Annotated in this window: 7 protein-coding genes; 2 read left to right on the top strand and 5 right to left on the bottom strand. The window is 39.6% G+C overall.

Annotated features, from left to right (window positions below):
- Positions 1-292: 292 nt before the first annotated feature.
- The gene (locus VXM68_RS15430) at positions 293-793 is read right to left on the bottom strand and encodes an RNA polymerase sigma factor (RefSeq protein WP_293952754.1); all 501 of its coding nucleotides are present in this window, start codon (positions 791-793) and stop codon (positions 293-295) included.
- Between the two features lie 414 nt (positions 794-1207).
- On the opposite strand from VXM68_RS15430, the gene VXM68_RS15425 reads away from it, so the two are divergent.
- Positions 1208-1360, top strand: a complete 153-nt coding sequence (locus VXM68_RS15425; RefSeq protein WP_115048587.1) for a lmo0937 family membrane protein — start codon at positions 1208-1210, stop codon at positions 1358-1360.
- 230 nt (positions 1361-1590) lie between these two features.
- On the top strand, positions 1591-2058 hold the full coding sequence (locus tag VXM68_RS15420; protein ID WP_367209264.1) for an ankyrin repeat domain-containing protein: 468 nt from the start codon (positions 1591-1593) through the stop codon (positions 2056-2058).
- A 33-nt stretch (positions 2059-2091) separates the two neighbouring features.
- On the opposite strand, the gene VXM68_RS15415 is transcribed toward VXM68_RS15420, so the two are convergent.
- From VXM68_RS15415 to treY, 4 genes are all read right to left on the bottom strand, one after another.
- A complete protein-coding gene (locus VXM68_RS15415) occupies positions 2092-4278 on the bottom strand; it encodes a catalase (RefSeq protein WP_367209263.1) in 2187 nt (728 codons plus the stop codon).
- A gap of 644 nt (positions 4279-4922) precedes the next feature.
- Positions 4923-6740, bottom strand: coding sequence for a malto-oligosyltrehalose trehalohydrolase (treZ, locus tag VXM68_RS15410; RefSeq protein ID WP_294186360.1), 1818 nt, complete (start codon positions 6738-6740; stop codon positions 4923-4925).
- Between the two features lie 15 nt (positions 6741-6755).
- Positions 6756-8864 (bottom strand): glycogen debranching protein GlgX, encoded by a 2109-nt coding sequence (gene glgX, locus VXM68_RS15405; protein ID WP_294186362.1) that lies wholly within the window; start codon positions 8862-8864, stop codon positions 6756-6758.
- 8 nt (positions 8865-8872) lie between these two features.
- Positions 8873-13075: a malto-oligosyltrehalose synthase gene (treY, locus tag VXM68_RS15400; protein WP_367209262.1), complete on the bottom strand. Its 4203-nt coding sequence runs from the start codon at positions 13073-13075 to the stop codon at positions 8873-8875.
- Positions 13076-13200 lie beyond the last annotated feature (125 nt).

Raw genomic sequence — 13200 nt, 5'->3', positions numbered from 1 at the left:
ATTAATTCTGGAAAGGGTATCATTTGGTTAGCACTTTTCAACATACCTTTCGACCGGTTAAGGCCATTAAGGCGTCCGTAACACTGTGAATTAAGGGAGGTTATTATACTTGAATTTAGACCTTTTAAAAACTCTACATCCGTTTAATCGGTAGAAAGATTAGAGCAATAGTATCAAAGACCATTGGATCTGTGAGCATTGTGTTGGTTGATCTAGAAAGTATGTAGTTTTTCAGTAATACATATCAGCAAATCAGGTATTGACTCGCTGATATGTAATCTACTGGGGACTGCTAGTTCATCCTATACACTTTAAGCTGTTTTTGGAGTTTTTTACGCACCATGTGTATTCTAGTTTTAACAGTACCTTCTGGCATATCAAAATACGATGCGATTTCGTGATATTTATAACCGTCCAAAAACAGGCGGAAAATTTCATAATTATCTGAAGTTAAGCTCGTCATCGCTTTTTCAATATCTTCAGCCATGAATTTATTTATTCCTTTATTATGTTCAGTTGTATTTGTACTTTCTAAAACGACGTACTGATCTTGAATTTCAGTAATTCGTTTTGCTTTTCGATACTTATTGATGTACGTATGCTTCATAATGACATATAACCAGCTCATCAATTTTGGATGTTGTACAAATTCATCTATTGACTTCAATGCTCTAATCCATGTCTCTTGTATCAGATCTTCCTTTTCATCCGGATCAGCTGTAAACTTGGCAGCAAAATGATTAAGCAAACTTCTTTTTTCGTTAATGAGTACGTTTAAATTGTAATTGTTCATAACTTATCCTCTTTCTTTGTTCAACTGATTGTTTAAAATGGTTTTACAAGCTTAGGGTAACAAGAAGAGTGCTACACTTTAAACCCTTTTTTGCTTGAACGAGAAATCACATTGCTCCGAGTAGAAATACGTTTTCCAACTCTTCTAAGCCTAATTAGCAAGCTTCAACACATATATTCCATATAATTTAAATGGCAATCAAAAAATGAGCACGATTAAAAAAAGATAATAAGGTATTTATATACTATTAAAATGTTAGAAATACGTTGACAATACATCTTAACGATTTAGTTTAGAAAAAAGAATGTGCCAACCGTATCATAAACTGAACACTTAAATCGATCTAAAATAATTTATCAAAACAAACTATACGTATGCGAATGATGTTCTACTGGAAAAAACAAATCAAAAATTATGGGAAATTTATTGTACATCATCGCTGTTATTTTAGTTATCATTTGGGCAATTAGCTTTTTCGGAGGATATGCTACAGGAAATATCATCCACGTACTATTAGTTATTGCTATTATTGTTGTACTGCTACGCGTTATTCGCGGTGCCGCCTAGCGTGATAGAGAAAGCTGAAGATTTTGAAAGCCGAACACGTCCTGGTTCGGCTTTTTCTATGAACTGCCATACAGCAAGGATGGTAGTTTATTTTAAATAAAAATTAAATTGTCGGCAAACATTTTATCCTACAGCATTGTTCAGACTAAGAAAAAACGTTGTAAGTCACCAATCAATTTCAATAAACTTGAAACAAAAACTTATCCACTATGATACAAAATTCAGAAGTTATGATACACGCCGCTCGCTTAGGCAATATCGAAGTTCTACGTGAATTGATCTCTCAGCACACTGATGTCAATACTCGTGATAGCAAGGGCTATACGGCGTTGATAATTGCCTGCTACAATAATAAACTCGCCGCAGCCAAATTATTATTGGAAGCTGGTGCCGATGTGAATGCTCAGGACTATGGTGGAAATACAGCGCTTATGGGAGTAGCTTTTAAAGGCTATTACGATATTGCTAAACTATTAATAAGTTATGGTGCAAATTTAAATTTGCAGCATGGCAACGGCGGCACTGCGCTCATGTTTGCAGCCATGTTTGGTCGAAATGAAGTTCTTCAACTTTTGCTGCAACACGGTGCAAATACAAGTTTGCTTGACACGCGTGGGCTATCTGTAGTTGACTTAGCCGCCCAACAAGGGAATGATGCCGCAGTTGCCCTTTTACAGAATGACACTTTCTTAAAATAAATAGCCCGCTTATGCGGGCTATTTATTTTAAGACTATGCTGGAACCTTACGTTTTTTTTCACGCTCCCAAAACCGATGTTTGCCAATTGCCTTAATAAATTTATCAGCTAAAGACTTCACGTCACCTTCAATGATTAACCCCGCGTCCAAGGGAGAGCCTCCGTCAAACTCCGGCGCATTACTGAGAAAATAGGTAGCATCCAATACTGGACGGGCCTCCGAATCCGCGGCAATAGCTTTACAGTGCTTAAAACCCTCATTTAGAAAATGAATTGCATCAGGATTGGATTGTAATTTGTTCACGCTGGCCTCTCCTCCCGGCACGTATATACCATCATACAGTACGGATGCTGCCGTCAAGAAGCTTTCCTCAACTTGGATCGGCTTATGATCTGAACCTGTAATTTGACCTAACTTTGGTGAGATTATATGAACGATGCCTCCTTCTGATTGGATAGCATCTGTCACAATTTTGAGCGAACTTGCGTCTACACCATCAGCAGCAAGTACCGCGATTTTTCGGCTTGCAATCGTATCTTTAACAGTATTTTCCATACTTAACGCAGCCGATTTTTTTAATTTCACTTTAACTTCAATAGGCTCATAGTCGGAAGGATTTGCATCTGCTGGTAGACTTTTATTAATTGGAGTTTCGAGCTTTTCCTGTACCTCCAGCCCCAGAGCGGCGGCTACTTCGCCTGCTAGGCTCTTATCAACCAAAGATAATATTCCAATCATTCGCTGTCTTACCGGAACTGATTTTACTTTTCCTAATTCGAAACTGAACGCGTCGATAATGTGGTTCCTCTCTGGCTCAGATTGACTATTATAAAATAATCGTGCCTGGCTAAAATGGTCTCGGAAACTATCACTTCTTGCACGAACTTTTCTCGCATCAATACGCTCTTGGTAACTCTTAAATCCTCCTGCTTCTTCCTTAACTTGCAGCGGATAATTATCCCCCAACGAATTTGGTCCATAACTTGTCTTCCCGCGGTCGATTCGTTGACGCATAAATCCATCACGTTGGTTATTGTGAGATGGACTAATAGGTCTGTTAATCGGAATTTCGTGAAAATTGGGACCTCCTAGGCGAATCAACTGGGTATCTGTATAGGAGAATAAACGCCCCTGTAAGAGCGGGTCATTCGTAAAATCGATTCCGGGGACAATGTTGCCAATATGGAAGGCAACCTGCTCTGTTTCAGCGAAGAAATTATCCGGGTTTCGATTCAATGTCATTTTACCTATAGGCAATACGGGTACAAGTTCTTCAGGAACAAGCTTCGTCGAATCCAATAGGTCAAATTCGTACTTAAATTCGTCAGCTTCAGGGATGATTTGTACGCCAAGCTCCCATTCTGGAAAGGCACCACTTTCGATAGCTTCCCAAAGGTCCCTCCGGTGAAAATCGGGATCTTTTCCAGAAATATTTTGAGCTTCATCCCATGCAACAGAATGAACTCCGAGCATTGGTTTCCAATGAAATTTAACAAAATTTGATTCTCCTTGGGCATTGATAAATCGAAAAGTATGCACTCCAAAACCCTCCATCATACGATAGCTACGAGGTATGGCACGATCACTCATTAACCACATGATCATATGTGCCGACTCGGGCATCAAAGAAATAAAGTCCCAAAATGTATCGTGGGCCGATGCAGCCTGTGGAATTTCATTATCAGGTTCGGGTTTTACCGCATGAACAAGATCTGGGAATTTCATGGCATCCTGAATAAAGAATACCGGCATATTATTACCGACCAAATCGAAATTACCTTCTTCAGTATAAAATTTGACGGCAAAACCACGTACATCGCGTGCCAAATCTGTTGATCCCCTTGATCCAGCAACTGTTGAGAAACGAACGAACACAGGCGTTTCTATTTCGGTTTTGTTCAAAAAGCCTGCTTTTGTTAACTCACTCAAAGGCTTATATAATTTAAAAACACCATGTGCACCAGACCCTCGAGCATGCACAACACGCTCCGGAATGCGTTCGTGATCGAAATGGGTGATCTTTTCCCGTAGAATAAAATCCTCTAAGAGCGTTGCACCTCGATCACCTGCCCGTAACGAATTTTGATCATCATTAATTTTGACTCCCTGATCCGTTGTCATCTCTTGACCTGTAGCATCAGCGGTATGAGGTCTCAGTGCGCTGACTTTTTGATTATCAACTGCTTCAACCTTTTCCGTTTTTGATTCTTTTTTTTTCATTATAGTCGATTTATGGGTTTACACATTTTTAATTGAGTTAAAACTTGTGAAAGCAAAGACTAACTACTCACTCTAATCCCAGTAAATTATTGGATATTCCCTGTAGGAACTCTTCCAACCAACTAATCGTTTGTTTTATTTATAATATAAATGCTAGCTTTTCGCTATTACTATTGCTTGCTGCTCTTAAAGATATTCGGGATTTCATTTCTTGGATCGATCGGTTCGGTCTTAAAATTACATAACATCATATTTTTTTGACATTTTAGGTATCCTATCTTTCGAAAGATCATTTCTCATTAACATCATTTAAGCGGCAAAATTTATCTGGGAAAAGTGGATTTTAAGGTCATCATAGAAAAGGGTTCACTTCTTTATTGGCTTTCTATGTACTTATCTATTGCCGCGGTTGCCTCTCGTCCAAGACTACTGTTAAAACTTTTTTAGCAATTATATGTACATTACGGGAACCGCTAAAGCGAGAAAAAGCTAGGTTGGAAAGGACCTAGCTTTTAAACTTTCTTCATGGCTGGACAAGCCGTCTTTGATAGTAAACAACAGTAATAAATACTTTGTTTGAAATTTGTGATTATCTCTGTATGCCCTTTGTTCGCTCAGATAAGTGCTGTAATTTTTAAAATAACCTATTGAGCACTAAAAACGTACCCAGACCATGGTGATAAGGAATAGGCTGTAATTGCGTGCTCGTTAGTATCAACAATAAGCTCATCTTGCGTTTCATGAGTATCAAATATCAATCGCCACTTGAGATCTTCGGGTAAATTTACGCGCTGTATAATGTCGGAGAAGTTCATGATTACTACGATAGCCCGCTCCTTTTTTTGCACCCGAAGCAGAAGGATTTTTCTATCTTCGATGCATTTGACCGTTAACTCATTCCGTTGTATATCTTTTAGCAACGGGTGCGTTTTTCGCAATGCTATTAAAGATTTGTAATACAATAAACGTTGTCGATATGGTTCGCTATTGAGCTCTTCCCAATCCAATACAGCCTCTCTAAATGTACTTTCGCTCTGTGGATCTGGGACATTGGAATTTGTAAGAAAATCTTCAAACTCTTTCTTCCGACCTTCCCTAACTTGTTGCACAAGCTCAGGATCGCCATGACTTATAAAATATGGAAAAGGTTTTTCCGTCCCCCACTCTTCACCCATAAATAGTAAAGGAAGGTAGGGAGACATAAACACGGCAAAAGCCATGAGACGCGCTTTTGCTGTAGAATAAATCGTCACCGCACGGTCTCCTAGCATTCTATTACCGACCTGATCATGATTTTGGCAAAAAACGATGAAGCGAGGCCCTTCGAGACCAAAACTGTCTGTTCCAAAGAACTTTTCCCGGTGGAAAGAGTAATTGCCGTCGAAAACATAGGCTTTCTCATAGGCTTTTGCCAAATCATTCAATCCATTAAATTCCTCATAATATCCCTTTTTCGGTTCGCCCACCGACACTCTTAAGGCGTGATGAAACTCATCTAGCCACTGTGCATCCATATTAAAGCCATTTTTTGTCAATGGATCTAAGAATCGCCTATCATTGAGATCACACTCAACGAATAAAAAGCGATTTTTACCTGACTTGATGATAATTTGGTCCGTTTCTTTTCGGATTTCCTGGAGGATGTGGACTGCTCCAAAATCTTTAATCGCGTGCACCGCATCGAGTCGAAGAGCGTCAATATGAAAGTCTTCAAACCACATACGGACGTTATTGACTACAAAATCCCGCTGCCCATGACAGAAACGATCATCGTAATTAAGAGCATCACCCCATGGCGTATGATATTTGTCGGTGAAATATGGTCCGTAATTCGAAAAATAATTTCCTTCAGGTCCGATATGGTTATAGACCACATCCAAAATCACAGCTATATTAGCTGCATGGAAGGCATTCACAAGCCGCTGAAATTCAGAGACTCCTCCATAGGAATGCTGTACTGCAAACGGGAAAACCCCATCGTACCCCCAGTTCCTCACTCCTGGAAACTGTGCGATAGGCATGATCTCTATCGCAGTTATACCCAAATCCTTTAAGTGCGGAATTTTTTTTATGACACCATCAAAGTCGTGAGATGAAGTGAATGTTCCGACGTGAACTTCGTAGATCACGAACTCGGAATTTTTAGGAGGCTGATAGTCTTGATCAGTCCAATTAAATCGGAGATCCATTGCCGCTGATGGTCCGTGCACTCCTTCAGGCTGGGAAAGTGAAGCCGGATCTGGGAATTCGTTTCCGTCCACATCGATCTTATACCGATCTCCAGGAGTTATTAACGTACTCTCTGCATACCAATAGCCATATTGCTGTGGTTTTAGGGGTATTTCCAAGTTTTTGTCATGCAATCGACAAATTACAATTTTTGCTATTGGTGCCCATACGCAGATTTGACATGATTCGCCTTCAAAACGAACGCCTACATGTTTAATTTCGGTCTTGCTCATACACTATCCAGTCTATTATTGGGATTGAAATAACAGGATGGAACGTGACGGAACCAATACAGTATCACCCGCAGCAAACTCTCCGAAATTCTCTATCGTATCGTTATTCGTATCTAAGATCTTAATCCACCCAGTTCCATAATTTTCGTTTGGAAGCTGATATGATACCTCTTCCCAATACGCATTAAACAAGAGGTAAAAACTTGCATCCACAATTTTCTTTCCGTCGTTATCAACTGATCTAATACCTTCACCATTTAAATATACAGCAAGTGAACGAGCATGATCTTCCTGCCAATGATGATCGTCCATCTCGGATGCATCAGGTAAAAACCATACAATATCCTCAACACCTGTACCGCGAATAGGTAATCCTTGAAACCATTTTCGGCGACAAAATACAGGATGTTTGCTACGAAGATGGATTAATTTTTTGGTGAAATCCAATTGCTTTTCATCCATTTTAGTCCAATCCAACCACGAAATCTCATTGTCCTGGCAATACGCGTTATTGTTTCCCTGCTGCGTTCTGCCAAATTCGTCGCCAGCCACAAGCATGGGAACCCCTTGAGAAAGAAACAATGTTGTCAGCATATTTCGTTTCTGTTTCTCCCTTAAGCTATTAATCGCTGGATCATCTGTGGGTCCTTCGAAACCACAGTTCCAAGAACGGTTATGACTCTCTCCATCCTGATTGTCCTCACCATTTGCCTCATTGTGCTTTTCGTTATAGGATACGAGATCGTGAAGCGTAAATCCATCGTGTGCGGTAATGAAATTGACACTGGCCGAAGGGGTCCGGTTGTCGCCATGGTATAAATCAGAAGAACCAGTAAGTCGGTTTGCGAATTCGGCAATCATGCTATCTGCTCCAATCCAGTAATCACGGATACAGTCGCGATACTTTCCATTCCATTCGGCCCAGCCGGGAGGGAACTCGCCAACTTGATATCCCCCTTCTCCGATATCCCATGGTTCGGCAATCAGTTTAACCTGCGAGATGATTGGATCTTGATGGATCACATCGAAAAAAGAGCTCAATTTGTCGACTTCGTGCAGTTCACGCGCCAATGCTGAAGCCAGGTCGAATCGAAATCCATCTACATGCATTTCTTGAATCCAATAACGGAGACTATCCATAATCATCCTTAGTACATTTGGTTGGCGGGTATTTAGTGTATTGCCTGTTCCGGTGAAGTCCATGTAATAACGAGGGTCGTCAGCTAATCGATAATAAGAGGCATTGTCAATACCTCTGAAAGAGAGTGTTGGTCCCATTTCGTTACCTTCTCCGGTATGATTGTACACCACATCTAAAATAACTTCTATCCCTGCCTCATGCAGCGCTTTAACCATCGCTTTAAATTCCGAAACCTGTTCTCCATGGTAGCCTGAGGCGGAATAGCGCACATCTGGTGCAAAAAACCCGATGCTGTTGTAACCCCAATAGTTGCTGAGCCCCTTATCCTTTAGATGACGGTCCGTCAAAAAGTGATGAATTGGTAATAATTCTACCGCTGTAACACCTAATTCCTTCAGATAATTTATGGCAACAGGGTGACCCATTGCGGCATAGGTTCCCCTTATTTCTTGAGGAATATCGGGGTGCATTGCTGTAAAGCCTTTTACGTGTGTTTCATAAATCACACTCTTATGCATAGGAATATTGGGTTTCTTATCGCTACCCCAGTCAAATTTGTCGTTTGTAACGACAGCTTTAGGAATAAACGGAGCACTATCAGTTGTATCCATGCTTAAGTCATCTTCTCCTATTTTGTAGGCAAATAAAGCATCATTCCATTTAACGGTTCCCGAAATTGCTTTTGCATATGGATCGATCAATAATTTATGTGGGTTGAAGCGATGTCCGTTTGATGGGTCATAAGGGCCATGTACTCGATAACCGTAAAGTTGTCCAGGTTTTATTCCAGAAACATAGATATGCCACACTTGATGTGTTTTCTCCGTGATTTTAAATTTAGCGATTTCTCGCTCATCTGAATTATCATAGAGATAAAGTTCAACAGCCTCAGCGTGTTCGGAGCAGAGTGCAAAGTTCACTCCTTCCCCATCGTAGGTTGCTCCTAAAGGGTAAGGATTTCCGGTATAAATTTTTGTTTCCATCTTTGTGTTTAACGATTATATAATCTATTGTAATTAAGTATTTTTTCTTGAATTTCGGATGTAAATGCTCGCTTGTGCATGCGCCATAGCCAGTTACCAACAGTACTGGCTGGCCTATTCATACGACATGATCCATCAAGATTTAAAATGTCTTGCATCGGCACTATAACCTTATCCGCTACAGAGGCATAAATTGACCGAATAAGGACATCATTTACATTCTCACTATCAACTATTTTTCCAAAATAGTTTTTCATATTTATTTTGCTCGATAGACTTAGGTCCTGATTGTACCAAGACAATGTAGTATCATTATCATGTGTACCGGTGTAAGCAACTGAGTTTCGAAGATACTGATGTGGAATGTGAGGTGATCGGGACATATCCTCGCCAAAGGCAAATTGCAGTACCGCCATACCGGGAAATTTAAATCGATCGCGAAGATTATATACCGCGGCATCGACATCACCGAGATCCTCCACAATAAAGGGCATATTTTCCAAATTGATCTTAACTTGCTCAAAGAAAGCCTCACCAGGCCCAGCCAACCATTTTCCATTCTTTGCAGAGTCCTCTTGACTAGGAACCTCCCAATAAGATGAAAATGCTCTAAAATGATCCAATCGCAAAATATCGAACAACGAACAGTTGTGCGCTAGCCGATCAATCCACCATTGGTATCCATCATGTTGAAGAGATTCCCAATTAAAAGTTGGCATTCCCCATAATTGGCCTTCAGCATTAAAGTAGTCGGGAGGTACTCCTGCAACAGATTTCATATCTCCGTCTGGTTGTAAGGAAAAATAGTGTGGATTCACCCACACATCTGCTGAATCGTAGGCTACGTAAAATGGAATATCACCAATAAGTCTGATGCCATAATCCCGAGCAAATTTTCTTAAGTCATCCCACTGTTTGAAAAATAGAAATTGGAACCACTTTTCTTGTTGTAATTCATCTTGAAATTCAGCAGCAAAATTGGTCAGCGCGGCACTTTCGCGATGTTTATAAGGCTTTGGCCACTCATACCACGGTTTATTTCCATTTTTATTTTTTAAAACCTTGAAAAGTGCATAGTCATTTAACCATTTCGATTCGCGATCTATAAAATCGGAAAATTCAAATCCTTTATGAGCTGGCAAACGATTATAGGCATGTTCCAATAGTTGGTATTTTTCCAAAACTACTTCAGCAAAATTTATCGTTGGCGATACCTTACTTTTTAAGTGTTTTATTTCATCCTTTTGGAGCAGACCTAATTTTATCATCTCCCGTAGATCTATGAATAATGGATTTCCGGCCCTGCTACTCAGCGTGCTATAAGGGGAATGGAATTGTGTAGCATCCGTAGGGCCCAATGGAAGAACTTGCCACCAGCTTTGACCGCTTCGGTAAAGTTGCTTCACAAATCGTCTAGCTTCTGCGCCCAAATCTCCTATCCCGAAAGGAGATGGAATTGAACTAACATGCATCAAAATGCCCGAGCTCCGCTGAGGTGGACAATCCGTATAACTTATGATGGCCATTGGAAGATCCGAAAATATCGTATTGACAGCAATGTCCATTCCTTCGCCCTGTGATCCCGTAAGGATATGCTTCCAGGCCACGGAATGGTTTGATAACAGATGAATTTTCGTATCAGACCAATCAAACGAACCAACAACAAATTCTGAGATATCGCCGGTTTCTGCGAGATTTAAGGGAACAACTACAACTATCCATTCCTCACCCGATCTACGCGCGAATGCTAAAATATTATTACGAAAGCGACCAGTTACCTTAAGGGGTATGTAACTACCATCTGATGCGAGCGCACGGTGTTCCTTACGCAGTTTCACCAATTCTTTTACTAACCATAATTTAATTTTTCCATCAAACCTATCTTTCCATAGATCTTGGATAAGTATCTTTTTATCCCCATTTTCAATAGCAGACAAAATCTCCTTCCTACGCGTATAATCTATGGGTCTTCGATTGTCCGGATCGACAAAACTATGGTTCCAAAGCTCTGAACCCTGATAGATGTCAGGTACGCCAGGGCAAGCAAACTTTAAAATTTGCTGAGTAAGCGAATTTATGACACCAAAATCGGCCACCACTTCTAAGAACTGATAAAAGCTGGTAAAAAATGGACGGTCTTTGTCCAGCAGGAAAGTGGCGAACTCCTGAACAGAAGTTTCATAGTCCACATTTGGACTCTCCCAGCTAGATCGTTCTTTCCCCTCTCGGAGATATTTAACCAAGTAGTCTAAAAAGCGCTTTTCAAATGCTAAGGATATATTGGAATCACTCTGTTCCATGGGAAAAGAAGCGACCAGAGACTGATAGATAAAGTATTCATCATTTGGATGCGGAAGATCTCTTGGATATTCGCTACGGACGACATCGTGCCAGATTTTCACTTCTTTAATCCACCTTTGCGCCATAGCGGTTAGTACTAAAAGACGACTACGCGCATCTTCACCGCGTTTGGTATCGTGAGTCGAACTTGCATTCATTGACAGAGACCAGTTCATCTGGCGCTCCTGCATCATTTTATGAAATTCCTTTTTACTCACACCCCAATTCCCTGGATGATCGCCCACTTCATTATGGCCAATAAAGCGGTTATACGTAAACATTAAAGTATCTTCCACCCCCTTCGCCATTACAGGACCTGTCAATTGCATACAACGCATGAAAAATTCTAACAGATCACTTTGGGTTTCCGACTGATAATTCACCTGTGCCTGTTCAAAGAGATTCTTGAACTGATTAACCAGAGTTTGGTCAAGCTCAGAAATATGCGTTAATTTTTCAAAAATTGATAAAAACAATTTGTAGGTTGATGCAGACAACGGAAAGTGATCATCGTAAACGCGGTAAATTGGAAAAGATGATAAGAATGATTGTAAAATATCTTTTAGCTGTTTTTTTTTAACTTTGCTATTAATACGTAAAATACTTGACAGTAACTTTGTGAGGTTTCCAAGCTCGCCCTGCATGTGTTTATTGAGAATTGCAGACTTTTTTAAATATTGTTGTTCCGCAATAGATGAATTTTTGCCAACTAATTTCGTATAATATTTATCTAAAATTTTCTTTCCAGATTTTGATGTTAAGACATTATTGCACATCGATAAGAAGTCGTACCCTGTTGTTCCCTGTATTGGCCATTCATGGGGTAGCACTTCTCCATGCTCCAATATTTTCTCAGCAACTATGTATGTCGCTGAGCCAACAGACTTCCTCAAATTATACAGATAGGCGGTCGGATTGTAAAGTCCATCGATATGATCAATCCTCAATCCGTCAATCACTCCCTCTTTAACCAGTGTTTTTATCAGCTTATGGGATTCATTGAATACATTATCATCTTGTACATTTAAACAAATGAGTTCATTTACTGTAAAGAAACGTCTGAAATTTATTTTTTCGTTTGTGATCCACCAAGGGCAAAGTTCATAATGTTGAGCGTTGACCAACGCATCAACATCATTCAAATTACTATTAAATTGATCGAGAATTTTCTTTAACTTTCTTTTCGTCAGTTTATTAAAAATTTGAGCACGCAATACTTTCCATTCTTCATGATCTCCATCGGCTTGAACGGTATTTATCTGAGTCAAAAGTCCCTCAAAATTAGATGGTGTAGCCTGTAAATAATCCTTGAGGATAACACTATAAGATTCAGGAGAAATTGGGTAATGGTTTCCCTTATAAGACAGCTGAAGACTATTATCCAAAAAAATGATAATGATTTCGTTTTTTGAAATCGCTTCATCCAGATTATCTGTCAATATAGGGACCATCAACTTGCCCTTCTCAAACAAACCTGCACTATAACAGGTATCAAAAAAAGTGCTAAATTTCGATGATTGACCAAATTCCAGAACATTCATAAGCCATTCATTTGTTGGATGAAATGCCATATGGTTTGGAACAATGTCTTGTAACCATTTAATTTGGTATTTATTCAATAGATCCTTAATCGATTTCAGATCTTCTAGATTACCCAACTCGTTATTTATCCGATTAAAATTTACACCATCATAGCCATGAATGCTCCCAGGAGTCGACTGGAAAATAGGTGAAGCGTAAATTGTATCTATACCTAGATCTCGGAGATAAGGAATTACACTTTTGAAGTCTGAGAAGTTGAAATCTTTATGAAACTGAATCCTGTATGTGGTATGTGGCGTATTAATAGACACTTTTTTAGTTGTGTGCATGGCTTGCTGATATCTTTTTAAATCAGAACATCTTTCGCCAATTTTAGTTCATTGGATTTTTAAGAAAAAAAGGTTATGATTTATAAAAAACGGTAAAGCAAAAAAACATTTTAAAATTAAAACGA

The organism is Sphingobacterium sp. R2 (genome assembly GCF_040760075.1).
In the GTDB taxonomy this organism is placed as follows: Bacteria; Bacteroidota; Bacteroidia; order Sphingobacteriales; family Sphingobacteriaceae; genus Sphingobacterium.
Note: the sequence above shows the minus strand (reverse complement) of the source record. Positions and strands in the feature narration are given on the sequence as shown.

What these genes read in the sequence shown, in the direction of transcription:
- VXM68_RS15430 (WP_293952754.1), bottom strand. Translation starts at nt 793, where the DNA reads ATGAACAATTACAATTTAAACGTACTCATTAACGAAAAAAGAAGTTTG.
- VXM68_RS15425 (WP_115048587.1), top strand. Translation starts at nt 1,208, where the DNA reads ATGGGAAATTTATTGTACATCATCGCTGTTATTTTAGTTATCATTTGG.
- VXM68_RS15420 (WP_367209264.1), top strand. Translation starts at nt 1,591, where the DNA reads ATGATACACGCCGCTCGCTTAGGCAATATCGAAGTTCTACGTGAATTG.
- VXM68_RS15415 (WP_367209263.1), bottom strand. Translation starts at nt 4,278, where the DNA reads ATGAAAAAAAAAGAATCAAAAACGGAAAAGGTTGAAGCAGTTGATAAT.
- treZ (WP_294186360.1), bottom strand. Translation starts at nt 6,740, where the DNA reads ATGAGCAAGACCGAAATTAAACATGTAGGCGTTCGTTTTGAAGGCGAA.
- glgX (WP_294186362.1), bottom strand. Translation starts at nt 8,864, where the DNA reads ATGGAAACAAAAATTTATACCGGAAATCCTTACCCTTTAGGAGCAACC.
- treY (WP_367209262.1), bottom strand. Translation starts at nt 13,075, where the DNA reads ATGCACACAACTAAAAAAGTGTCTATTAATACGCCACATACCACATAC.